Here is a 22,483-nt window from a genome sequence, read left to right as displayed (position 1 = left end):
GTCCCCCACATTCGGAGATTTTTTTCTGATGGAGCCGAATTTTGACCTGTTCGGTCAGCCGGTTCGTGAGGGCTTCGGTAACCGCGGCCGTCCGCCGTATGAGCCGACCGAAAAAGATCGCAACAAAGTCAAGCTGTTGATGGCGCTGGGCTGGGTCAACATCCGGATCGCCAACGCTCTTGGCATCTCGCCGGCGACGTTGAAGCGGTATTTTAGAGCCGACATGAAAGAGCGCGACGCAATGCGCGATCGGCTCGATGCCAGGCGGTTTGAGATCGCCCTCGAGCAAGCCAATGCCGGCAACGTCACGGCCTTGCGTGAACTCGGCGCCATGATCGACCGCAACGACCGCATGACGATCGAGGCTTCCATGGGCAAGGGCAGCGACCAGCCGGCGGCATCGAAAGACAAGGTTGGCAAGAAGATGATCGACGAGCAGCGCGCCCATGCCGCAGACGCCGATCTGATGGCCGAGCTCGAAAGCGAAGCAGCCGCGCAAAATGCTCGCCATTGAGGCGTTGCCGCGGTTCGCCTGTCCAGATTGGTGGGAGCGTATCAAGGCCGGACAGACGCCAATGGCCGATGTCCCGCTCAACCAGGAGAAGGCGGCCAAGGCGCTGGCTTTCTTCAACAGGCTGAAGCTGCCAGACGTGCCCGGCAATCCGCCGCTGTCTGAGGCCTGTGGCGAATGGTTCCGCGATATCCTGTGCGCCTTCCTGGCGAGCGAGGATCCGGACACCAAGCAGCGCCTGGTCTGGGAACTGCTTTGCATGGTTCCCAAGAAGAATTCGAAGACGACCTATGTCGCCGCCCTCGGCCTGACCGCGCTGTTCATGGAGGAAGCGCCGAACCGACAGATGCTGATCGTCGCGCCCAGCCAGAACATCTCGGAACGGTGTTTCGACCAGGCGCAGGGCATGATCAGGCTCGATCCTCGGCTCGATGCCATCTTCAAGGTGCAGGATCACCTGAAATGCATCGAGCGCCGCAAGACCGGCACGAAGCTCGACGTCAAATCCTTCGACACCTCGATCGTCACCGGCGAAATACCGATCCTGACGATCATCGACGAGGTGCACGAGCTGGGCAAGAAAGCGAAGGCCGCGGCGGTCATGCAGCAGATCAGGGGCGGCGGCATCACCATGCAGGGTGGCCAACTGCTGATGATCACGACACAGTCGGACGAACAGCCGGCCGGTATCTGGAAGACGGAACTCGACAAGGCGCGCAAGATACGCGACGGCAGGGGCGGCCAGGCGCCGATCATGCTGCCGGTCCTATACGAGTTTCCTCCCGAGCAGCAGCGCGACCAGACGTTCTGGCGCGATCGCAAACACTGGAAATACCTGCTGCCGAACATCGGCCGCTCGATCAGCCCGCAGCGCCTGATCGAGGACTACGAGAACAACGGCTCGGCGACAGCCGAGACGGAACAGATCTGGGCCAGCCAGCATCTCAATATCGAGATCGGCGTCGGCATCGCCGGCGACGGCTGGCGCGGTGCCGAATATTGGGAAGAATGCGCCGACGAGACGCTGACGCTGGAAGAGCTGATTCGGCGCTCTGAAGTGGCCGTGGTCGGCGCCGATGGCGGCGGTCTCGACGATCTGTTCGGCGTCTGCGTCATCGGTCGCGAGAAGGTGACGCGACGCTGGCTGGTCTGGACCCATGCATTCGCGCATCCGAAGGTGCTTGAAATCCGTAAGGAGATTGCGCCGCGGCTGCTCGGCTTCGTCGAGGAAGGCTCGCTCACGCTGTGCGAGGTTTCGGCCTATGTGGCGAAAATCGCGGCGATTGCCGAACGACTGCTCGATGCCGGCCTGCTGCCTGAAAAGAACGCGGTCGGCTTCGATCCTAACAACATCGCCGCCTTCGTCGACGCGCTGGCCTTGAAGGAAATCACAGGGCTGATGCTGCACCGGCTGCGCCAGGGTCCGGCATTGTCTCCGGCCTTGTGGGGCCTGGAGCACAAGTTGAGCGACAATTCGATTAGCCATGACGGCTCGGCCATGATGGCCTGGTCGGTCGGAAATGTGAAAATCGAAGTCAAGGGCAACGGCAACATGGCAACCAAACAGGCTGCCGGCCGGACCAAGATCGATCCCGTCATCGCCATGCTTTGCGCGGCGATCCTGATGAGCTGGAACCCGGAGGCAAAGCCACGTGTCGATCTTGCTTCATGGCTCTCACAACCGGCCGCGGTGATGTAGATGGCGATCTGGAAATGGCTCACCGGCCGGTTGAACGTCACCTCCGATCTGGACAAGTGGCGTATGATGTGGGGCTTCGACCACGATTCCGGCCAGAACGTGACGCCGGACAGCGCCATGAAGCTGTCGACATGGTGGGCGGCGAAGCGGCTGATCTCGGAGACGATTTCCACCTTGCCCGCCGGCGTCTTCGCGACAGCATCGAATGATCAGCGCACGGCGCGAAAGGACCATCGGCTCTACGAGATCCTTCAGATCACGCCGAATGCCGATCAGACGGCGGTGGAGTTCTGGGAAGGGCGTATCGCCCCGCTTTGCGACTTCGGCAATTCGTATGCCGAGAAAAAATTCATCGGTGACAGGCTGGTGGCCCTGCAGCCGATGAAGGCCGAAAACACCACACCGCTGCGCGATTCGTCGGACCGGCTGTTCTATAGGTTCAATGACCGCGGCAAGAACGAAGACCTGCCGAAAGACAAGGTCTTCCACATCAAGGGATTCGCACCCAACGACGAGGACGAGGGGCTTTCGCCCGTCGCCTATGCCGCTCGTTCGCTTGGCGCAGCCATCTCGGCGGAACGGGCGTCCGCCCGGCTGTTTTCCAAGGGCCTTCGCAACAGCGGGTTCTGGAAGCCGCCGGTCACGATGGACAAGGATCAACGCCAGCAGTTCATGGACAATTACGTCAAGCCTTTCGAGGGCCACGAAGGCCAGGGCTCGGGCATCATCATGCCGCCGGGCTTCGATTGGCAGTCGCTCAACATCACGCCTCGCGATGCCGAACTGATCATGGCGCGCGGCTTCTCCGTGGAAGATGTCTGCCGCTGGATGGGTGTGCCGCCAATTCTCGTCGGCCATGCCTCGGAAGGCCAGACGATGTGGGGTTCCGGCGTCGAACAGATCATCCTCGGCTGGCTGATCCTTGGTCTGCGGGCCTACCTAAAGCGCATCGAATCAGCCGTAAACACGCGCCTGGTCACGCCGACCGACAGGGCCGCCGGCATCTATTTCGAATTCAACTTCGAGGGGCTCCTCCGCGCCGACAGCGCCGGCCGTGCCGCGCTGATGTCGTCGCTGGCGCAGAACGGACTGCGCACCCGGGACGAGTTGCGAAAGCTCGACAATCTGGCGCCCAAGCCGGGCGGCGACGTTCTCACCGTCCAGTCCGCCCTGGTGCCTCTTGACCAGATCGGAAAGCAGCAAAGTGACGCGAACTCGGTGCGCAATGCGCTGCGTGCCTGGCTGATCGAAGAGCGCGAGGAAAGGAAAGCGGCATGACCGTTCGTGACCTGCCGGCGATGCCGGCCATATCCATGCGCTCCGGTCTTGGATCTGAAATTTGCCCGTCGGCGCTTGGTCGCTGGCAGGCCGACATCCGTGCAGCATCCGACGATACCACCGAGAACACGATTTCGATCCTCGGCGTCATCGGCGCCGACTTCTTCGGCGATGGCGTTACGGCTCGCCGCATCGCCGGCGCGCTGCGCGCCATTGGCGATCGTGAGGTCGTGGTCAACATCAATTCGCCCGGCGGCGATTTCATGGAAGGCCTCGCCATCTACAACCTGCTGCGAGATCACAAGCAGAAGGTGACCGTCAAGGTTCTAGGCATGGCCGCATCGGCGGCCTCGATCATCAGTATGGCGGGCGACCGCATCGAGGTTCCCCGCGCCGGGTTCCTGATGATCCACAATACCTGGGTAATGGCGGTCGGCGATCGCAACGACTTGCATGACATTGCCGATGTCCTTCAATCCTTCGATAAGGCGTCCGCGGACGTCTACGCCGCCCGCTCTGGTATGGACGCCAAGGACATTGCCAAGATGATGGACAAGGAAACCTGGCTTGCCGGCTCTGACGCCGTCGACAAGGGATTTGCCGATGCGTTCCTGCCGGCCGACCAGGTCGCCAAGGACGCCAAGGCCAGCCTTGAACTCGGCGCCAGCGCAGCCGCTCGCCGGGTCGAATTGGCACTTGCCAAGGCCGGCCTGCCACAGGCCGAACGCAAGCGCCTGATTTCCGAACTGAAGACCGGCACACGTGACGTTGCCGATGACACCACACGTGACGTTGGTGAAGCCGAAATGCGCCAGGCGATGAACGTCCTGTCGCGCATAGACATCAACCCCTAGGAGAAATCCAATGAATAAGACCTATACGCTCCTGGCGATTGCCGGGCTGCTCACCCTTGCCGTGATCGCCGTAGCCTTCGGCCTTGGACCGGACATCCTGACCACACATCATTCGAGCGGCTTGCTGATCGCCGAGGGTGCGGCGGCAGTATCGGCGCAGGACTTCAAGGCCCTCACCGACAAACTCGCGGAGGTCACCACCAAGTTCAACCAGAAGTCGGACGAATTGTCCAAAAAGGCCGAAGAGGCCCTGGCCGAGGTCAAGAACAAGGGCGAACTTCTGACCGCCACCAAGTCCGATGTCGACAAGCTTCTTATCGAGCAGACGTCTCTCAAGGGAGCCTTGAACGAAGCCCAGGCGCGCCTCACGGCGGCAGAGCAGGAAATCGTTCGCCGCCCGGGCGACAAGACGTCCGCTCACAAGACCATCGGCGCCCAGTTGGTCGCCGATCAGAAGACGAAGGATTTCGCCGCACAGGGGTCCTCGGCGCGCGGCAAGCACCGCTTCTCGGTCAATGCCGCAATCACCAGCGTCGACTATCCGGTCGGCGACAATCCCGGCATCGTCCAGCCGCAGATCCTGCCCGGCATTCAGGTGGCGCCCAAGCAGCGCTTGTTTGTGCGTGACCTGATCCCTGTCGGCCAGACCCAGAGCCCGGCTATTTTCTGGGTTCAGCAAACCGGCTTCACCAATGCGGCGCGTGTCGTGTCGGAAGGCACGAAGAAGCCGGAATCGACGATCGCCTACGACAGCAAGATGACGCCTGTCTCGACGATCGCCCACATCTTCAAGGCATCGAAGCAGATCCTGGCCGACTTCAAGCAGTTGCAGTCAGACGTCGACCGCGAAATGCGCTATGGCCTGAAATATGTCGAGGAAGAGGAAATCCTCTTCGGCGACGGTACTGGCGTCCATCTGCACGGCATCATCCCGCAGGCGGAGGCATTCGCGCCGGCGTTCACCGTGCCGCATCACAACCGGATCGACGACATCCGGCTGGCCATGCTGCAGGCGCAACTGGCGCGGCTGCCGGCAACCGGCATCGTGATGCATTTCATGGATTGGGCGGCAACCGAGCTGACCAAGGACGAAAACGGCCAGTACGTGTTCGCCAATCCGCTTCGCTTGGCCGGTTCGACGCTGTGGGGCCTCCCTGTCGTACCGACCGAGATTGCCGATTTCGAGGGCAATTTCCTCACCGGCGCCTTTGCCGGCGGCGCGCAGCTCTACGATCGCGAGGAGATGGGTGTCGAGATCGCGACCGAGAACAATGACGACTTCGAAAAGAACATGCTCACCATGCGCTGCGAAGAGCGCGTGGCTCTCGCCGTGTTCCGCCCCGAAGCCTTCATCTACGGCGGATTCACCTCGGCGACTTGATCGGGTCGGGCCAATCGATCCGGGCGGCGACAGACGCCGCCCGGCCATTCAAGGGAGATGAAGATGTCTGATGTTTCCGGTACCGCATTGCGGCCCTGGCTCGGCCAGGAGGGCCGTGTGAAAAAAGGCGCGCGGTTCGGCAAGGATGGCGATTTTCCGGCCATTGCCCACCGCCGCGCGAAGGTTCTCTACGAGGGTGGTCTTTTCCTCCCGGATGCGGAGGCGGCCGGCAAGGCATCCTCGCGCCCTTCTGGTTCCCGGACTGGCACCGGCAAACAGCCGTCATCGTCGCCAGCGGACCATCAGCATCCCAAGTCCCGCTCGAAATCGCCAGAGGTCGGGCAAGACTGATCGCCATCAACAATTCGTGGCAGTTGGCACCATGGGCCGACGTTCTTTATGCCCACGATCTGGCGTGGTGGAACGCCGCATCCGGTGCAAGCCAATTTGCCGGATTGAAGATCAGTCAGGATCCGGTGGCGGCGTCGCAGTGGGGTCTCCGCCGCGTGGCTCTTGAACGAGGCTCTGACCGTTTGCAACTGGATCGGCCAGGGACCATCGGGTCCGGTGGCAACAGCGGATTTCAGGCATTGAACCTGGCCGTCCAGTTCGGTGCGCGCAAGGTGATCCTGGTCGGCTACGACATGCGCATCGATCTGGGCGTGCATTGGCATGGAAAACATCCGCGCCTGATGAACAATCCGTCGACCAAGAATGTCGAACGCTGGCGCCGGTGCCTCGACAATGCGGCCGAGATGCTCGCGCACCTTGGCATAGCGGTGATCAACTGCAGCCCTGTTTCCACCCTTTCACGGTTTCCGAAGATGAGCCTCGAGGAGGCGCTTGCATGTTGATGCGGCTTTCACAGCCTGACGGCCTTTTCGTCTCAGTCGACGACGTGAAGGCACATGTCATCGTCGATACGACTGACGATGACGAACTGATCAAGGCCTACATCCGCGCTGCAACACGCCTTGCCGAGGATCGCATGGGCAGGATCCTGCTGCCAACGGAGTTCGAGTACCGCGTCGATAGATGGTGTGGGCCGATTGCCATTCCCGCTGCGCCGATTCGCGACGTGACTGAAGTCTTCTATCTCGATGAAAACCATGTCGAGCAGACGCTTGCGCCGGGCGACTGGTATTATGTCGTCACAGCCGAAGGCGCGACCCTCCGTTTCACCGATGCCTTTTCGTCACCGGCCCTGTCGAACCGCCCGCAGGCCGTGCGCTTGCGCTTCATGGCCGGCTTTGACGATCCTGACGTAACTGGTTCCGGCGACGATCCCGATCTCAAGCAGGACCCGGTGGATCGGCTCATCGTCATGATCCTGGTCGCCAATTGGTATCAATCGCGCGAGCCGGTTGCGATCGGCGCTGTCGTCGCGGAAATCCCATTTTCGGCGAACAGCCTGATCGAGATGCGGAAAATATACCGATGATGCCCCTCCTCGTCCGCGGCATGCACGGTCTGGGTGACAATCTCCACCAGCGCGCCGTGATCCGGCAATTGATGCGCGGCCATGAAGTCTATCTCGAAAGCTCGTGGGTCGCGCCATATCACGACCTGATCGCCGATGGGCTGAAAGTCATCCACAAGGCGACGGTGTTGCGCACGCAGGCCAAGAACGCCAGCCGCGAAGCCGGAAGATTCCATCGCGGCGGGTTGCCGCGCTTCCGCCGTGCCGTGCAGGTCAGCTATTCGCCTGACCAGGTCCGCTCGCAGGGGTCTGTTCTGGCAGCGATGTGCCGGGTGACCGGAACGGACTATGCGACGGCGGATTTTCGGCTGCCGATTCCAGATGCTTGGATGAAGCAGGTTCGTCAGCTGCTCGACACATGGCGGCCGCAAAAACCGATCCTCATCTATCGCCCATTGAACGAGCGCACCGAGTGGAGCGGTTGCCAGGCACGCAATCCCGATCACGATGCCTATCGCGACCTGCTCGCAACGATTCGCGACGACTTCTTCGTCGTGTCGGTCGCCGACCTGGTGTCGGGTAAGGAATGGATGGCCGGCCACCCGATCAAGGCCGACGTCGAATTCCACCGTGGTGAGTTGGACTTCGAAACCATCGCCGCCCTGACCTCGGTCGCCGCGCTCGTCGTCACCTCGCCGGGCTTTGCGGCGATCCTCGCGCAGGCGGTCGGAACGCCGGCCACCGTCATCTTCGGCGGCTACGAGAACTCTTCATCCTTTGCCGGCGGGGCCCGATATTCGCCTTACCTCGGCATCGATCCGATCAACCCCTGTCAGTGTTTCAGCCACAGCCATGCTTGCCAGAAAACCATCGACATTCCAGCCGCAACGACCCGTCTACGAGCCTTCGCTGCTCAAGCTGCCGGCCGTTCCGCAGGCTGACCTTGACGTCCATCCGATCGACTGGAGCGGGCTAAACGCCCGTTTCATGAACCCCGGCGAACTAGAGGTGCTCGTAGCGCTCGCGCGATCGGTTGCGCCCAAGGTCGCCATCGAGTTCGGCGTGAATGAAGGGCGCACTGCCAAGGCATTGCTGCGCAACGTTGTGACGATCGAGCGCTATGTCGGCATCGACGTGCCGCAAGGCTACGTCACCGACAAGATTGTGCAGCGGCGTGAGGTTCCACAGCAGCCGGCGCACCTGGCGTTGGACGATTCGCGCTTCCGGCTCCTGATCGCGCGCCATGGTTCGCACGATCTCCTGATCGACGATCTTCCGGAATGCGACTTCGCCTTCATCGACGGCGATCATGGCGCGAGGGGCGTCATGCAGGATCAGTTCCTTGCGCTTAACCGTGTCCGCAAGGGCGGGATGATCGTTTATCACGATTACCATGCTCGCGGGACGGTCGACGTGCAGGCTGTGCTTGAGGAACTCCATAAAAGCGGACGGCGACTAATCCAGCATGTCGAGGGGACGTGGCTGGCTTTCATGAGGGTCTGACCATGTGGGTTCGCTTCACTGGTGACTTCGACTGGAAGCCAACGCCGGCCGTGACAATCGCCTATCGTGATGGGATGTCGGTTTCTGTCACTACACGATGCGGAGCTGCGGCGATCGATGCCGGCAAAGCTGTGCGGCTACGCAAGCGCGGTAAGTTCTCTGATCCAGAGGTGTCAGATGAAAACGACAACCGGCCAGCTTAGGGAAAACATCGCATTCGACAGCCGCGGCCCGTACTCCGGTCCGGATGACGGCAATACCGAAGGACCGTTCGAAGAGCGATTCATCGTGTCTGCCCGGCGTCAATATCTTCGCGGCACTGAGACGGTTATGGCGGCGCGTCTGGAAGGACGCCAGCCTGTCCTGCTCACGGTCAGGGCCAACTCGTTGAGCAAGCAAATCACCACAGACTGGCAAGCCAGGGATGTGCGATCCGGTGCTTGGGTCGGCACTAAGTGGACGGGCATCACCTACGCCATCAAGGCGATCAATCCGACTGAGGATCGCGCATGGATCGACATCTTGGTGGAGAGCGGGGTGGCGTCATGACCTCAATCCTCCGGCTCGCCAAGTTGCAGCGCAAATTGACAGCATTACCTAAAGTCGCCCGCGACATGATCCGTGCGGCGATGGAGAAACAGGCCGACATCATCGTCGCCATGATGAAATCGCTGGTGCCTGTCGACCGCGGCGAACTGCGCGATAGCATCGGCTGGACCTGGGGCAAGGCACCGAAGGGCAGCTACGTCGTCGCGGTGGTCAAAGCATCACTAGGCGGAGATCTGACGCTGACGATCTTCGCCGGCAACGAGGTTGCCTATTACGCCCGGTGGCAGGAGCACGGAACGCAGGAGATGCCGGCGCAGCCGTATTTCTTCGTTTCGTGGCGGGCAAACAAGAAAGGATCGTCTCGGGCGATCCGCGCGGCAGTGAATAAGGCAGCAAAGCAGGTGGCGGCATCATGATTGACGCTTCCTACGAATTGCAGATCGCCATTGTTGCTAGGCTGAAAGGCTTCGCCGACTTGGTCTCGCTGATCGCTGATCGCGTCTATGACGAGGTGCCGCGCGACAAGGCAACAAAACAAGTCACGGCTGATTTCCCATACGTCGCCTTCGATGGCGATCAGGTGCTGCCGAACGATTTCGACTGCATACCGGGATCCGAAATCTACTTCGATATGAGCGCCTGGTCGCGCGCGGTCGGATCGGCCGAGGTCAAGAAAATCGCCAACGCGGTCAGGCTGGCGCTGCACGAGTACGAACTACCGCTGACCGAAAATGCGCTGCTGTCGTTCGAATTGTACAAGCGCGACGTCGTCCGAGATCCGGACGGCAAAACCAGCCGCGCTCGGCTCACGTTCCGGGCCGTTGTCGAGCACGACTAGCCCAGCCTCACCTCACCCCTGAGAAACCCGCTCCGGCGGGCGCTATTGCTGCCATCAAAGGAGACATCAAATGGCTGACGCAACCACCCTCAAAGGCGGCAAGTTCCGAGTTCTTCTCGGTGACGGCGCCTCCCCGATCGTCTACACCGCGCCGTGCGGCTTTCTTTCCAAGTCGATGACGCTGACCAAGGCTCTGGAGGAATTCAGCCTCCCGGATTGTGTCGACCCCGACAAGGTGGCTTGGCTCGGACGCGACGCCACCAGCCTATCGGTGACGATCAGTGGCGAAGGCATTCTCGCCAACGAATCCGTTGAGACGTGGCTCGATGCCTGGGAGAACCCCGACAGCATCCCGGTGAAAGTGGAGATGGAATTCCCTGCGAAAACCATCACGTGGACCGGTTTCATGCATGTCGGAACCGTGACCATGGGTAACCCGTCCAAGAACGGTCGGGTGACCAACAACGTCGAGATGTCGAGCGACGGTGAGCTGGTTCGCGTGGTGACCCCGTAAATGAGCCGCGACGCCAGGGTGACGCTGGACTTCGCGGATGGGACCTATCCCTTCCGCGTCGGCTGGGGCGAATTCGCCGAGCTTCAGGAAAAGACCGATGCCGGTCCGTTCGTGGTGCTCGGTCGTCTCATGGATCGAACCTGCAGAACCACCGACATTTCGAACGTGATACGGCTGGGTCTGATTGGCGGCGGCATGGAGCCAGCGAAGGCTCTGACGCTGGTTCGATCCTATGTCGAGGACCGCCCGCCGGCGGAAAACCTGCCGATCGCGCAGGCCATATTGATGGCGGCGTGCATGGGCGCTCCCGACGAGGCAGGCGAGCCTAAAAAAAAAAGCCAAGAGGATGAGGGCGTCACCCTAGACGATCTGCCAAACGGGAAGGTCCGCTTTGAAGTCCTATACGGCTACGGCCAAGTCATGGGCTATTCACCGCAACAGGTGAACGGCATGAGCATCTGGCAATTCCATGCGGTCGTCGAGGGCTTCCGGAAGTCGCAATCAGGGTCAGACAGGCAGCTTTCCGAGGCCGACAAGGACGCGTTGTGGGACTGGCTGACCGCGGACGCCGCACCTATCATCGGGCTTCAGCCGAAGGTGCCGTTCAACCCAGTGGCGCTGTTGCCGGTCGAGCGGCTATTTTCCGTCGCCTAATGCCTCAAGGTCAGCTTTGTCTTCAAGCAAAAGGTTCTCGCAATCCTTTAGATTGATGGACGCGTCGAGCGTGACCTTTCCGGCCTGGAGGTCGCGATCGAGGTTGGTGACATCGCGAACCGTGAACCGGCCACTTGGTCCATATAGGTCCAGCAGTTGGACTTGGCGGAGGGCCATATTTTTCGCTGTCCTATACGTGCTCCCGTGTCCACGGCAAGCGTAGTGCAGCTTCATCGAGTGAAGGTAAGCGCCCATCCATCGGTCAGCCTGCTGCGGCGTCAGCGTTGATGTCAGACCGGCAATCACGAGCAAGGTAGAAAACATGCGATCCTCCCAAGAAGCTGGCCACTTCTATGCCAGCAACTGACCTCGAAAAGCTGGTTGTCCAGCTTTCGGCCGATTTCAAGGCCTTCGAAAAGGGCCTCGCCCGCGCGAACGGGATCAGCAATTCGCAATTTAATGCTATCGAACGGCGCGCCCGTCAATTTGACAGCCGTCTGAACAGCATCGGGAAGAGCGCTGCCCAAGGTCTTCTGGCGCCGCTGTCCGGCATCGGCACTGCACTTGGCGTTAGGGAGATTGCTCAATATGCGGACGCATGGACGGCGGCAGGGAACAAGATCCGCGCCGCAGCAACATCGGCTGGCGTCTCGGCACGATCGCTCAATGAACTGAAGGCCGGGGCCAACGACGCGCGCACCGATCTCGAGACTTACGTCGACCTTTACGCGAAGCTTATCCGCTCGGCGTCTGGTGTTGCCAAGTCAGAGCAGGAGATCGCCGATGTCACGAACATCGTGTCCAAGGCCTTCAAGGCTGGTGGAGCGTCGGCGAACGAGCAAGCGGCCGGCATTCTACAGCTTGGTCAGGCGCTGGGTTCCGGCGTTCTGCAGGGTGACGAGCTGCGGTCTCTGCGTGAGAACGCACCGATCTTAGCGCAAGCGATTGCCACAGAGTTCAAGACGACAGTCGGCGGGCTGAAGGCTCTTGGCGCGGAAGGTAAGATCACTTCGGACCGGATTTTCCATGCGATCCTAGCTGCACAGAAGCCGATCGAGGCGCAGTTCAAGGTCACGAACGCGACGATCGCCGACGCCATCGGCCAGGTGAACAATGAATTCCTAGCCTATATCGGAAACGCGGATGCTTCCGCCGGCGCCAGCCGAGACCTTGTTGCCGCGCTTCAATATCTCGCCACAAACTTCAAGGGCGTTGCCGACGTCGTTGTCGAGCTCGCGACAATCATTATTGGAGCTTTGACGGGTCGCGCGATCCTCGGGATGGTGGCTGGGCTTGGCAACGCGGTCGTTGCCTTGGGAGCCTTCCTCACCGCCATGCGCGCCGGAACACTCGTTGCAGGCACATTCACGGCCGCTCTCGGCCCCCTTGGTCTCGTTGCCGGCGCCGCCGCCGCTGCGCTGTTCCTACTTTATGAAAGCCAGGGCAGCGCAAAAGGCTCGGCCTCAAACCTAAATGACGCGATCGCCACCAATGAGAGAGCGCTGAAGGGCGCGACCGACGCGACCTATGACCAGATCACTGCATTGCGGCAACTGATAGCCACCCAGGCGGAAGCCGCCCATGCTTCGGAGCAGGCGGCGCAGGCAGACTTTGACGCCGCCGTTCAAAGGAACAATACGTTCAAGCAGTACACGGGCATGGAGTTCACACCGTTCAAATACGACATCGCTGACGCCGAACAACGCCTTAATGTCTTCGGCGCTGCTGCCGACAAGCTTGACGCCCAGGTTGCCAAAATAAACAAGATCGCGGCCGGCAAGCCCAACGGCTTCGGAAACGGAAGCGGCGCCACGCCGACGCCGACGAAAGGCAGCACCCGCAAAACAGCAGACGACCGTTTCGACGAAGACATTCAGTCCGTGAAGGACCGAACCGCCGCACTGCTTGAAGAACAGAGCGCTCTAGGTCTCACGTTCAAAGAACAGGAAAAGCGCAAAGTCGCGTTGGACCTCGAACAAGAGGCCCTGAAGCAGGTCCGTGAGGAGGCTCGCCGCAAGGGAGACCAGGACTGGCAAAATGCGAAATTGTCGCCTAGCCAAATCAAGGCGATTGACGACGTCTCCGAAGCCTATGCTGACCAAGCCGATAAACTCCGCAAGGCGCAGGAAGCTCAAGACCTACAGAGGGACGTTCTAAAGGGAGTGTTCGGCGATCTGCGCTCGGCGCTCGATGACGGAAAGCTCGGTTGGGACGATCTGGCCAATGTTGCCCTAAATGCCTTGGACAAGATCATCGACAAGATCGAGGAAGATTTGATTGATGCAATCCTGCAGGCGAACAGCGCCAGCGGCGGCAGCGGCGGCTTGCTCGGCGGCCTTCTGGGCGCCATCGGCCTTGGTGGCGGCGGGGGAAGTGATCCTGGCATCATCTCCGCCCTCGGTCTTCGAGCCAAGGGAGGGCCGGTTACCGCTGGGAAGCCCTACATCGTTGGAGAGAAGCGACCTGAGCTGTTTGTGCCCCACCAGTCGGGCACCATCCTTCCAAGCGTTCCGAAGCTGCCGTCGATTGCTGGCGCAGGCGTCAGCCAAGCAATCAGTCTTAGCTTTGCGCCTGTCATCCAGATGCAGGACGGCGGTCAGGGCGATTCGGGCGAGCAGGTGACGGCCGCGCTGAAGAAATTCGAAAAGGAATTCACCCCGCGTGTGGTGAAGGCCATCCGTGAGGCCAAGACGACGGGGCTGATGCGATGACGGCGATTGCCCTGCCCGCCGTCGGCTTCCAGCATGCCTATCCGCAGCTGGTGGAATCGGTCTCGGTTTCGCGCTCCGGCACGCGCGCCATGGCGTTCGTCGAGTATGCCGACAGCTACTGGACCATCCAGATGCGCACCAAGCCGCTGAAGGCTTCGGAACGGCTCCTGGTCGAAGCGTTCAAGGATGCCAGCCGCGGCGGCTTGCAAACGGTGCTCTACACGCCCAAGCACATGTGCATCCCGCGTGCCTATTGGGGCAATGCCGGTGCCGCCGCGCTGGCCAATCCCGGCGCCCTGGCCTCGATCACCGGCAACTCGCTGCTCATCAACAGCGTCGAAAATGGCCTGACGCTCGGCGCCGGCGATCTGATCTCGGCGACGACAGGCGACTACAATGCGCTGTTTCGCGTCCAGACCGGCGGCGTCGCCGCTGGCAACGCGATCACCGTCACCGTCGAGCCGGCCGTGCCGGCCTACATCACGGCCGGCGCCGTCATCACGTTCAAGAACCCGGTCGCCAACATGCGCGTCATGCCGGGGTCGTTCTCGATCCCCGACGAGCCGAAGCCGGTTGCGACCTTTACCCTTGTCGAGATCCCGAAATGAGCTTTCCGACCCGCCTGCAGACCGTCCTGTCCGAAGGCAGAGCCGTCATCCGCTCGGGCATCAAGATCGCCTGCACGACCGGCACGTACGGCTTCTGGAACGGCAAGGGCAACATCATCGTCGACGGCCTGGTCTACTGGCCGAATTCGCTGATCAGCGTCTCCGAGCCAGTCTATGGCCTCGGCACTGCCGCATCGACCTTCACTGTCGAACTGGTCGCCAAGCGCGATTCCGGCCTGACGCCCGACAAGCTGCTGCTGATCGAGGATGAAGGCTACAAGGATGCGCCGGTGACGGTGTTCGACTTCTACTTCGATCCCGATGACCGCTCGTTTTTGCATGCAGAGCCCGGCGCTTACGGCTTCATCGATACGGTCGACCATTCCCGTGACAATGGCGAAAAGAAGCTGATTGCCAATGTGCGCTCCGGCGCCATCGCCAACCATCGCGACGGCTATCGCACCGCCAGCCATCAGGATCAGCAGCTCGTTTCGCCCGGCGACCGCATCTTCGAATTTGCCAGCACCGTGCGGCACGAGTTCTTCGACATCACCTTCGACTGAGGCAATCCTGATCATGCTCAAGCTCACCCGGTTGCCCGACTGGGACCGCCGCCTTGCGCGTCTGGTCAACCAGCACAAGTCGACACCCGGCGTGTGGGGCGTGTCCGACTGCCTGCTGACCGTCGCCGATGCCGTCGAGGCGATCACCGGCACAGATCCTGCCGCCGACATCCGTGGCAAATACAAGACCGAAGCCGGCGCTGCGAGGATCCTGCGCAAGCGCGGCTTCGGCGATGTCGAGATGGCGTTGGCCAGCCTGTTCCCGCCCGTCGGCCGGCTGATGGCGCAGCGCGGCGATATCGGCGTTGTCGAGCGCAACGGCGTGCTCTGCGCAGGCTTCATCACCGATCTCGGCTTTGCGGTGAAAACAGAGTCCGGTCTGTCTTTCGTCTCGCAGATGACCATCAAATCCGCATTCAAGGTCGGCTGACAGCATGCCGTTCCTGATCCCGATCATCGCGCCGCTTGCCAGCGCGGTCGGCCTTGGCGGCTTCGCTTCCTGGCTCGGCGGCTCGACCATCCTTGCCGGCCTCGCCCGCTTCGGCATCGGTCTTGCGGCGAAGTATGCCCTCGGCGCGATCTTCGGCCAACAGGAACCGCAGGCGCAGGCCGTCCAGCTCGATACGGTCTATGGCGAGGATCTTGCGCGCACGGTCGGCCTCGGCGTCTATGGCACCGCCGGCCAGAAGCTTTACCGCAATGCCTATGGCTCGGGAAACCGGTCCATTCAAGACGTCTACAAGCTTTCCGACTTCCGCATCACCGGCGTCACCCGCGTGCGTGCCGAAGGCGAATGGCGCTCGCTCGGCGGCGTCGAGGATCCGGTCAAGGGTTTCCGCGTCCAGGGCATAGACGGGGAAATCTGGGTCAAGGTCTATCTCGGCACCATGGATCAGGTGGCCGATGCCGGCCTGATCGACCAGGCCAATCCGCCCGGCCGCTGGAGCGAGGATCATCGTGGCGCCGGCATCGCCTATGCCGTCGTCACCATGCAGCTCGACCGCGAAAAGATGCAGCAGCCGTGGGAGGCCTTTTTCGAGGTGCAGGGCGCCCCGCTCTACGATTGGCGCAAGGACAGCACCGTTGGCGGCGGTGGCGCCCATCGCTGGAATGACCAGGACACATGGGAGTTTTCCGAAAACCCGGTGCTGATGGTTTACGGACTGGAGCGCGGCTTCTTCAACGGCACGGAAATGATGGTCGGCAAGGGCGTGCCGGCCGGGCGCCTGCCGCTCGGCGACTGGACGCTAGCCGCCAATGTCTGCGACGAAAGCATCGGCCTGCTGAAGCGCTATTCCGCCGGCGTCATCGCCGCGGCAGGATCCGGCGTGACCCACGACCAGAACATCCAGCCGCTGTTCGAGGCCTGCGCGGCGACGTGGATCGAGGACGCCTCCGGCGAGTTCCCGATCGTCGGTGCCGCGCAATCGACGGTGCTCACCTTCACCGACGACGACATCATGGTCGACGAGACCTTCCGTTTCTCGACCAAGCGCACCAAGTCGGAACTGATCAACACGCTGGCCGGCACGTTTCGCGATCCTGACGCCTTCTTCGAGCAGACGCCGTTCGCGGTGCGGATCGACGAGGTCGCTCTTGCCGAGGATGGCGAGCGCCTGGCAGTGGCCATACCATACGGCGGGGTCAACAAGGCGGAGGTCGCCGACCGGCTGGCCGACATCGCCTTCAAGGCCAGCCGGTTCCAGGGCAATGGCGATATCGTCATCCATCCAATGTTCCTCGCCGATGCCAAGGTCGGGCGCTGGTGCGAATGGGATTCGGCGGAGTTCGGCACCCGCAAATTCCAGATGCTGGAAAAGACGCTGGGGCCGCTCGGCGACAAGGGTGCGCGCAACATCCACCTGAAGCTGCAGGAAGTCGGCGACGAGATCTTCGACGGCACCGATTACACGACCGTGCCGCCGGTGCCGGAGCTTCCCGGCCCGCCCGACTATCAGACCGAAGCCGCCAATTTCCTCGCCTTCGGCGTAGCGCAGCAGGTCGCCGGTTCGGCGGAGAAAATCCCCGGCCTGCGCTTCACCTGGAATGCGTTCACCGACATCACCGTCGTGTCGATCGACATCGAATACCGGCCGCAGGGTCAGACCGACAGCATCGTCAAGCGCGCCAATGTGCCCGACCAGGTGCTGATCACCAGCGATGGCGTTCTGGCGGCGACAACCTACGAATACCGCCATCGCATCATCACGCGCCCGGTGCGCACGACGTTCTTCACCGATTGGGCAACCGTCGACACGCCGGCGGCCACGGTACCGGCCGTGTCGGTCGGCCTCGGTCAGGTGCAGGAAGACATCTACGATCTCTTCGCCACGCTTGTCGCCGATACGCGCGTCGCCATCATAGAGCGCATCAATCAGTTGGCCGCCGCCGCGGTAGATGCCGCTGGTCGCGTTGCCAAGGACAACTCGGTTGCCGTTCGCTTCCGCAATGCCACCGCCGCGGCGCAGCAGCTGCTCGAGGCGTCGATCACTGAGATCGACGATGAGCTTGTGGCGCTGGCAGCAGCCACAACGGCCGTCGAAGCATCGGTCGGCCTAATTTCGGCGGATGGGCTGTTCCAGCTCATTGCCACCGCCGGAAGCGGTGACGTGACCTCCCGCCTCATAGCGCAGGTACGCGCGACCAACGGCGACGTCTGGGTCGATGCCGGCTATGTCATGGAAGCCGGCTTTACCGGCGGCAATCCTTTGGCGCCGTTCTCGCGCTTTGTCATCAAGGCTGATCAGTTCGTCGTCACTGACGGAACCAACGACGGCACGCCCCTGGTGTTCGCAAGCGGCGAATTGAAGCTGCAGGTCGCGCGGATCGGCACGGCCATCGTGGAAGAGCTGCAATCCGCCAACGGCAAGCTGGTGATCACCGGCAACGGCACAGAAGCCAAGATCGAACTGTTCGCATGAGCACGCGCGGCTTCATCGGGCTCGACGGCAGCGGCGTGCCGATGGTCAAGATCATGGCCGATGCGTCCTACGATCCTTTGTCGACGCCGGACACGGATTGGGAAAAGCACCGCTTCAATTCGCGCAACACCGAATACAGCTACATCGACGACATCATCATCTGGCCGCGCACGGTCACGACTTACTATCCGGCCGGCTGCAACTCGTCGAACTATGTTCTCAAATGCGAGAGCGGCGGCTTCGTCTTCTGCCACGCGGCGCGGGCAATCGCCTATTACGGCTTCCTGCCGATCATCGAGCATCGCTACATCGATCCGACGAACAACAAGGCCAGGATCTATCGCGACGACACGTTGACCAACGGCAATCCCAATTCGATGGCCAAGGTCAAGCAAAACAGCGGCATTCGGACAACCTCGGCCTATGACAATCTGAACAACCATCCCGACGAGATGGTTTCGCAATTTGGCGCTGTGGCCAGTCCGTATTGCGCCATGTCGATCGTCACCCGCTTTCCCTGCGACCGGGACTATACCGCCCTGTCGACACCGCCCATCGTCGGCAACTGCTTCTTTGTGGTCGACGAGAAGCGCGGCTACGCGCGCATCTCTCGCGGCGCGGTCGATGCCAGGACGGCGATTGCCTCACAGTGCATCGTCCATGAGAATCAAAGACCCCTGACGATCGTCGCCACGGGATCGACGACGTTGACCGCTGGACAGACGCAGGTGATCGCCCTCGGCGTCGACGTGCCGGATGGTTCGATCCCCTATATTATCGGGGCGGCGGCCGGCAACATGGCGTCTTTCTCCTCACCCTCGAGCGCCTTTCTTGTCGATGCCTCGATTTCCGGAAACAACCTGACGATCGTCAACGGAAACGCCGTGTCGATCACGGTTTTCTACAATGTCATGGTCCAGAACCAGCAGGTGCCGACGACGGGCGGTTCCGGCAAGATCCTGTTCACCGATGAGGGCGAGATCAAGATGCTGCGCCCGGGCGCGGCCTCGCCACCGGTGCCGGCCGACATCCTGCTGTGGAGCGAATATCGTTATTGCCCGGTGGTCGCCTATGGGAAGGTGGCGGATATGCTGTTCTCAGGGACACCGGGCGTCTCGACACCGGCGCGAACCTACACGCTTGCGGTTCCGGCGCTGGACAATCCGCCCATCATCCTGACGGCTCTGCAGAAGGTCGGCGCCGACGCCAATTTCAACGACGGCGACATTCTGATCAACGCCAACTGGGCGTCCTCTGCATTCGGGGTAACGCTCCAGCTCACCAACTGGTGGGTCTACGACGCCGCCGCGCACACCATCACCTTCAGCGTCAACGACACGGCCGGCAGCGGCTGGGTGTTCCGCTACTTCGTCCTCGCTGTTCCCGACTAAAGGGCAAATCCAAATGGCATCAATCTATTCCACCGGCACGGTATCCGTGACGAACGGCAATGCAGTGGTCACCGGCACCGGTACCGCGTGGGCGCTCGGGCTTGTCGCAGGCGGCATGTTCACGCGCCTTGGCGTGGCCGTTCCGATCCTGTCCGTCACCGACGACACGCACCTGACGCTGGCCTACGCCTGGCCAGGCGCGACCGCTGCTGGGGCGGCCTACGCCATTGCGCTGGAGAATTCGAACGCCGCCGACATCGTCGACCTCAATCGCACGCTGTCGCGCGTGCTCGTGACGCTGTCGCTGGTCGGGGTTCACCCCAACGCCTCAGGCACGATCGCCGAGCGCGACGCCATTGTCCTGACGTCCGACGATGAAGGCTTCTTCTTCCTGCATGCCGAGATCGGCATCGCTTTCGCGTTCTACCGATGGTCCGGCACGGCATGGGAAGGGCCGTTCCCGGTAGCGGATGCGGCTGCGGGCGGTCCCGTCAGCAGCATCTCGCCCGGTACCGGAATCGCGATCGATAACACCAATCCCGCTATTCCCGTCGTCAAACTCGCCAACATGGCCAATGCCACCGTCAAGGGGCGCACGACTGCGGGCACGGGCGCGCCCGAAGACCTGTCCATGACGCAACTCGATCTGCTGCAAATCGCGGCCGGGAAAAAAAGAGAGAGGCTGACGGCAAGCCGAACTTACTTCGTCCGCACCGACGGATCGAACGGCAATACAGGCCTTGTGAACAATGCTGGTGGCGCATTCCTGACGCTGCAGAAAGCTATCGACGTCGTTAAGACTTTGGACCTAGGCGGCTTCGGCGTGACCATCCAAGTCGGCGCCGGGACCTATACCGCCGGCGTCAATGTAAACGCTCCGTTCGTCGGCGGTCTCGTAAGCGTCGTCGGCGACGCAATCACCCCTGCCAACGTGATAATTTCCACGACCTCCAGCAGTTGCATAACGGTGAGCGGGGGAGGCTCTGCGCTTTCGGTCTCGGGGTTGAAGCTCCAAACCACAACTTCCGGACAATGCCTGTGGGCAACCAACAAAGGCCAGATCACGGTTGATGGGAAAATGGATTTTGGAGCGTGCGCCGGCGGGCATATCCTTGCAGACAATGATGCGGCGGTAACGATCAACGCCAACTACAACATCACAGGATCGGCATCGAAGCACTGGTGGGCTGAAGCCTATGGCCTCGTGGCTTGCGTGGGCAAAACGATCACGATCACCGGCACACCAGCTTTCGGAACCCAGTTCGCGAATGCGTTCGGCGGCTTCATCAATGTGCCGGTAAACACGTTTTCAGGAAGCGCCACAGGGTCGAGATACAATGCTGCGTTGAATGGCACTATCAACACCAACAACGCCGGAACGAGCTATCTACCGGGCAGTGCCGCCGGCACAGGTACAAACCCCAGCGTCACACCATTTGGCCTATACAACTAGAGGCAGATATCCATGCTAACTGATCGCTTCTGGATCGTTGCCGACGACGAAAGCCGCTTCTGGTCGAGTGCTGCTGGGGCATATGTGAATTCTCTGCCCGAGGGCCTATTCCTATCAGCGGAAGATGCACTGTCATCTGGGTGCAGTGTGGCGGATCTCATAGCTGTCGTTCCCACGCGAATCGCCAGCGAAGGGGAATTGACAGACGTATTGGCCGGATTTGGGCTGCCTGGTCCCGTGGTTCGCGTCCCGGGCTCGGTCTCGGCTCGTCAGTTTAAGCTCCAGCTTCTTGCGTCCGGCCTCTTGGGCCAGGTCGAGGCATTCATCGCCGCGAAAGGGCCGGCCGTCCAAATCGCCTATGACAACAGTAATTCGTTCGTGAGAACAGAGCCGATGATGGCATCCGGCTTTGCCGCGCTTGGCTTCAATGATGAGCAGGTCGACGCGTTCTTCGTTGCGGCTGCGCAGATATAGTGTTTACTCAGCTGGCACCACAGACCCAGGGAGAGACGGGCTGGCTTGCTGACGTGGCTTTTGGCGCAGGATTGGCCGTTCGAGGCAGTAGTAGCTCACGGTGGCAACGGCGATGCAGAAAGCCATGCCTGCCAGGCAGCGAGTGCCATAATTCTCCGGGATTGAAGTCATTCGCAGCAATGACATGCCCTGCCCAAAGGCCCAGAGATGGAAGACATAGAGTCCGAAGGAAATCTGGCCAAGGTACGCGAGCGGGCGCCATTGTAGGACTGTACCAAGATTTTTGGCGTAGAGAGTCAGATGCAACAGTGATCCCGCGAACAGGCCAGCTGTTACAAAGGCAATTACTGAGCCTACGCTGGTATGAAGATCAGGAAGGGTCACCAGCCCGATAGCGCTGCAGGCGAAAGCCGTAGCGACCGTCCAGATAGGGAGCTTTTTCGTCACGCCCATTGCGATCAGAAGGCCAGCAATGGTCGATTCCGGCCTCAGCAACGGCGTCATGTAGATCGGCTGGATAGAGATCCCGCTCAGTGCAAATGCTGCACGGCCAACCAAGCAGATCGGTAGCGCGCAAAGCAACGCCATTAGAAACGCCCGCTTGCCGACCGCACGATAGACCAGAAATAACAGGGGCAGGATCAGGTAAATCTGGAACTCGTACGACAGGGACCAGAGATGCCCGGTGTTTGGGACGGACTTGGCGTGTTCCGGAAACCAGTAAATGAAATTTCCGACGAACGAGGCAAGGCCCAGGAGCCAGCCGTATGCGTCGGCGTTCGCCGACCCGTACAGGATCAACATGGCAATCGCGAACAGCATCATTAGGGGGTAGATGCGCAGAAGCCTTCGCGCGTAGAAAAGCGAGATGCTGATCCGTCCGGTTCTTGTTACCTCTTTTTCGAAGAGGCCGAAAAGCAGGAATGCCGACAGAGTGAAAAACACTTCCACGCCGATCCAGCCTTGCGCCTGAAGCATGCTGAGCGTCGGGTGGTCAGGTCCGGCCGAGAAGTGAAAAAAGAACACCATCGCAAATGCCAGAAAGCGTAAGCCGTCCAGCGTTGGATACTGCTGCGGTGCAGCATTTTGGTGCGAAGACATCTGTATTCCCCCGAGCGAAAGGGGCTTTTACATGCAACCAAAAGAAATCGCAATTCGGCA

The 22,483-nt window shown here is 61.1% G+C and carries 25 protein-coding genes; 23 read left to right on the top strand and 2 right to left on the bottom strand.

Features of this window, described 5'->3' with window-relative positions:
* The first annotated feature begins 28 nt into the window (after positions 1-28).
* The 15 genes from NP503_RS09140 to NP503_RS09070 all read left to right on the top strand — a co-directional run bounded on the left by NP503_RS09140 (position 29) and on the right by NP503_RS09070 (position 11,201).
* Entirely contained in the window at positions 29-514 is a 486-nt protein-coding gene (locus tag NP503_RS09140; protein ID WP_127266774.1) for an AraC family transcriptional regulator, read from the top strand.
* Positions 501-2,210, top strand: a complete 1,710-nt coding sequence (locus NP503_RS09135) for a terminase TerL endonuclease subunit (RefSeq protein WP_127266775.1) — start codon at positions 501-503, stop codon at positions 2,208-2,210. Before NP503_RS09140 ends, NP503_RS09135 begins: the two co-directional genes overlap by 14 nt.
* Positions 2,211-3,488, top strand: coding sequence for a phage portal protein (locus NP503_RS09130; protein ID WP_127266776.1), 1,278 nt, complete (start codon positions 2,211-2,213; stop codon positions 3,486-3,488).
* On the top strand, positions 3,485-4,342 hold the full coding sequence (locus tag NP503_RS09125) for a head maturation protease, ClpP-related (protein WP_127266777.1): 858 nt from the start codon (positions 3,485-3,487) through the stop codon (positions 4,340-4,342). Before NP503_RS09130 ends, NP503_RS09125 begins: the two co-directional genes overlap by 4 nt.
* A gap of 10 nt (positions 4,343-4,352) precedes the next feature.
* Positions 4,353-5,723, top strand: a complete 1,371-nt coding sequence (locus tag NP503_RS09120) for a phage major capsid protein (protein WP_127266778.1) — start codon at positions 4,353-4,355, stop codon at positions 5,721-5,723.
* Positions 5,724-5,786: 63 nt separating this feature from the next.
* Complete coding sequence (locus tag NP503_RS09115) at positions 5,787-6,074, top strand: hypothetical protein (protein WP_127375049.1); 288 nt, start codon at positions 5,787-5,789, stop codon at positions 6,072-6,074.
* A 23-nt stretch (positions 6,075-6,097) separates the two neighbouring features.
* Complete coding sequence (locus NP503_RS09110) at positions 6,098-6,577, top strand: hypothetical protein (protein WP_127266780.1); 480 nt, start codon at positions 6,098-6,100, stop codon at positions 6,575-6,577.
* The gene (locus tag NP503_RS09105; RefSeq protein WP_127266781.1) at positions 6,571-7,164 is read left to right on the top strand and encodes a head-tail connector protein; all 594 of its coding nucleotides are present in this window, start codon (positions 6,571-6,573) and stop codon (positions 7,162-7,164) included. The genes NP503_RS09110 and NP503_RS09105 overlap by 7 nt, the downstream gene beginning before the upstream one ends.
* A complete protein-coding gene (locus tag NP503_RS09100) occupies positions 7,161-8,084 on the top strand; it encodes a hypothetical protein (protein WP_127269935.1) in 924 nt (307 codons plus the stop codon). Before NP503_RS09105 ends, NP503_RS09100 begins: the two co-directional genes overlap by 4 nt.
* 46 nt (positions 8,085-8,130) lie before the next feature.
* The gene (locus NP503_RS09095) at positions 8,131-8,646 is read left to right on the top strand and encodes a class I SAM-dependent methyltransferase (RefSeq protein WP_164748673.1); all 516 of its coding nucleotides are present in this window, start codon (positions 8,131-8,133) and stop codon (positions 8,644-8,646) included.
* Between the two features lie 177 nt (positions 8,647-8,823).
* Entirely contained in the window at positions 8,824-9,195 is a 372-nt protein-coding gene (locus NP503_RS09090; RefSeq protein ID WP_164748674.1) for a head-tail adaptor protein, read from the top strand.
* Positions 9,192-9,611, top strand: coding sequence for an HK97-gp10 family putative phage morphogenesis protein (locus NP503_RS09085; RefSeq protein ID WP_127266616.1), 420 nt, complete (start codon positions 9,192-9,194; stop codon positions 9,609-9,611). Before NP503_RS09090 ends, NP503_RS09085 begins: the two co-directional genes overlap by 4 nt.
* Positions 9,608-10,033 (top strand): DUF3168 domain-containing protein, encoded by a 426-nt coding sequence (locus tag NP503_RS09080; RefSeq protein ID WP_127266611.1) that lies wholly within the window; start codon positions 9,608-9,610, stop codon positions 10,031-10,033. Before NP503_RS09085 ends, NP503_RS09080 begins: the two co-directional genes overlap by 4 nt.
* A 70-nt stretch (positions 10,034-10,103) precedes the next feature.
* Positions 10,104-10,547 (top strand): phage tail tube protein, encoded by a 444-nt coding sequence (locus NP503_RS09075; protein WP_127266610.1) that lies wholly within the window; start codon positions 10,104-10,106, stop codon positions 10,545-10,547.
* Entirely contained in the window at positions 10,548-11,201 is a 654-nt protein-coding gene (locus tag NP503_RS09070; RefSeq protein ID WP_127266609.1) for a gene transfer agent family protein, read from the top strand. It abuts the gene before it with no gap.
* On the opposite strand, the gene NP503_RS09065 is transcribed toward NP503_RS09070, so the two are convergent.
* Positions 11,184-11,525: a hypothetical protein gene (locus NP503_RS09065; RefSeq protein ID WP_127266608.1), complete on the bottom strand. Its 342-nt coding sequence runs from the start codon at positions 11,523-11,525 to the stop codon at positions 11,184-11,186. The two genes, NP503_RS09070 and NP503_RS09065, sit on opposite strands and share 18 nt — an antisense overlap.
* 29 nt (positions 11,526-11,554) lie before the next feature.
* On the opposite strand from NP503_RS09065, the gene NP503_RS09060 reads away from it, so the two are divergent.
* From NP503_RS09060 to NP503_RS09025, 8 genes are read left to right on the top strand one after another with little or no spacing between them, the layout of a single operon-like run.
* Entirely contained in the window at positions 11,555-13,912 is a 2,358-nt protein-coding gene (locus NP503_RS09060) for a tape measure protein (RefSeq protein ID WP_127266607.1), read from the top strand.
* Positions 13,909-14,520: a hypothetical protein gene (locus NP503_RS09055; RefSeq protein ID WP_127266606.1), complete on the top strand. Its 612-nt coding sequence runs from the start codon at positions 13,909-13,911 to the stop codon at positions 14,518-14,520. The genes NP503_RS09060 and NP503_RS09055 overlap by 4 nt, the downstream gene beginning before the upstream one ends.
* Positions 14,517-15,083 carry a DUF2163 domain-containing protein gene (locus tag NP503_RS09050; protein WP_127266605.1) on the top strand — a complete coding sequence of 189 codons (567 nt, stop codon included), beginning with the start codon at positions 14,517-14,519 and terminating at the stop codon, positions 15,081-15,083. The genes NP503_RS09055 and NP503_RS09050 overlap by 4 nt, the downstream gene beginning before the upstream one ends.
* A 13-nt stretch (positions 15,084-15,096) precedes the next feature.
* Positions 15,097-15,513, top strand: coding sequence for a hypothetical protein (locus NP503_RS09045; protein ID WP_236383319.1), 417 nt, complete (start codon positions 15,097-15,099; stop codon positions 15,511-15,513).
* A gap of 4 nt (positions 15,514-15,517) precedes the next feature.
* Positions 15,518-18,004 carry a hypothetical protein gene (locus NP503_RS09040; protein WP_127266604.1) on the top strand — a complete coding sequence of 829 codons (2,487 nt, stop codon included), beginning with the start codon at positions 15,518-15,520 and terminating at the stop codon, positions 18,002-18,004.
* Complete coding sequence (locus NP503_RS09035) at positions 18,001-19,395, top strand: hypothetical protein (protein WP_127269933.1); 1,395 nt, start codon at positions 18,001-18,003, stop codon at positions 19,393-19,395. Before NP503_RS09040 ends, NP503_RS09035 begins: the two co-directional genes overlap by 4 nt.
* Before the next feature lie 13 nt (positions 19,396-19,408).
* Positions 19,409-20,848: a hypothetical protein gene (locus NP503_RS09030; protein WP_127266602.1), complete on the top strand. Its 1,440-nt coding sequence runs from the start codon at positions 19,409-19,411 to the stop codon at positions 20,846-20,848.
* Positions 20,849-20,860: 12 nt separating this feature from the next.
* Positions 20,861-21,322, top strand: coding sequence for a hypothetical protein (locus NP503_RS09025; RefSeq protein ID WP_236383320.1), 462 nt, complete (start codon positions 20,861-20,863; stop codon positions 21,320-21,322).
* 3 nt (positions 21,323-21,325) lie between these two features.
* Here the strand turns inward: NP503_RS09025 and NP503_RS09020 are convergent, their stop codons facing one another.
* Entirely contained in the window at positions 21,326-22,423 is a 1,098-nt protein-coding gene (locus NP503_RS09020; RefSeq protein ID WP_127266601.1) for an acyltransferase, read from the bottom strand.
* Positions 22,424-22,483 lie beyond the last annotated feature (60 nt).

Source organism: Mesorhizobium sp. SEMIA396, from assembly GCF_024518615.1.
GTDB lineage: Bacteria > Pseudomonadota > Alphaproteobacteria > Rhizobiales > Rhizobiaceae > Mesorhizobium.
The sequence above is the reverse complement of the archived record's forward strand: the minus strand, read 5'-3'. Positions and strand labels throughout refer to the sequence as shown.

Coding starts and splice junctions, on each gene's coding strand:
- NP503_RS09080 (WP_127266611.1), top strand. CDS start 9,608: ATGATTGACGCTTCCTACGAATTGCAGATCGCCATTGTTGCTAGGCTG.
- NP503_RS09075 (WP_127266610.1), top strand. CDS start 10,104: ATGGCTGACGCAACCACCCTCAAAGGCGGCAAGTTCCGAGTTCTTCTC.
- NP503_RS09120 (WP_127266778.1), top strand. CDS start 4,353: ATGAATAAGACCTATACGCTCCTGGCGATTGCCGGGCTGCTCACCCTT.
- NP503_RS09055 (WP_127266606.1), top strand. CDS start 13,909: ATGACGGCGATTGCCCTGCCCGCCGTCGGCTTCCAGCATGCCTATCCG.
- NP503_RS09085 (WP_127266616.1), top strand. CDS start 9,192: ATGACCTCAATCCTCCGGCTCGCCAAGTTGCAGCGCAAATTGACAGCA.
- NP503_RS09065 (WP_127266608.1), bottom strand. CDS start 11,525: ATGTTTTCTACCTTGCTCGTGATTGCCGGTCTGACATCAACGCTGACG.
- NP503_RS09115 (WP_127375049.1), top strand. CDS start 5,787: ATGTCTGATGTTTCCGGTACCGCATTGCGGCCCTGGCTCGGCCAGGAG.
- NP503_RS09060 (WP_127266607.1), top strand. CDS start 11,555: ATGCCAGCAACTGACCTCGAAAAGCTGGTTGTCCAGCTTTCGGCCGAT.
- NP503_RS09130 (WP_127266776.1), top strand. CDS start 2,211: ATGGCGATCTGGAAATGGCTCACCGGCCGGTTGAACGTCACCTCCGAT.
- NP503_RS09125 (WP_127266777.1), top strand. CDS start 3,485: ATGACCGTTCGTGACCTGCCGGCGATGCCGGCCATATCCATGCGCTCC.
- NP503_RS09070 (WP_127266609.1), top strand. CDS start 10,548: ATGAGCCGCGACGCCAGGGTGACGCTGGACTTCGCGGATGGGACCTAT.
- NP503_RS09095 (WP_164748673.1), top strand. CDS start 8,131: ATGAACCCCGGCGAACTAGAGGTGCTCGTAGCGCTCGCGCGATCGGTT.
- NP503_RS09135 (WP_127266775.1), top strand. CDS start 501: ATGCTCGCCATTGAGGCGTTGCCGCGGTTCGCCTGTCCAGATTGGTGG.
- NP503_RS09105 (WP_127266781.1), top strand. CDS start 6,571: ATGTTGATGCGGCTTTCACAGCCTGACGGCCTTTTCGTCTCAGTCGAC.
- NP503_RS09030 (WP_127266602.1), top strand. CDS start 19,409: ATGGCATCAATCTATTCCACCGGCACGGTATCCGTGACGAACGGCAAT.
- NP503_RS09025 (WP_236383320.1), top strand. CDS start 20,861: ATGCTAACTGATCGCTTCTGGATCGTTGCCGACGACGAAAGCCGCTTC.
- NP503_RS09140 (WP_127266774.1), top strand. CDS start 29: ATGGAGCCGAATTTTGACCTGTTCGGTCAGCCGGTTCGTGAGGGCTTC.
- NP503_RS09040 (WP_127266604.1), top strand. CDS start 15,518: ATGCCGTTCCTGATCCCGATCATCGCGCCGCTTGCCAGCGCGGTCGGC.
- NP503_RS09035 (WP_127269933.1), top strand. CDS start 18,001: ATGAGCACGCGCGGCTTCATCGGGCTCGACGGCAGCGGCGTGCCGATG.
- NP503_RS09020 (WP_127266601.1), bottom strand. CDS start 22,423: ATGTCTTCGCACCAAAATGCTGCACCGCAGCAGTATCCAACGCTGGAC.
- NP503_RS09090 (WP_164748674.1), top strand. CDS start 8,824: ATGAAAACGACAACCGGCCAGCTTAGGGAAAACATCGCATTCGACAGC.
- NP503_RS09045 (WP_236383319.1), top strand. CDS start 15,097: ATGCTCAAGCTCACCCGGTTGCCCGACTGGGACCGCCGCCTTGCGCGT.
- NP503_RS09100 (WP_127269935.1), top strand. CDS start 7,161: ATGATGCCCCTCCTCGTCCGCGGCATGCACGGTCTGGGTGACAATCTC.
- NP503_RS09050 (WP_127266605.1), top strand. CDS start 14,517: ATGAGCTTTCCGACCCGCCTGCAGACCGTCCTGTCCGAAGGCAGAGCC.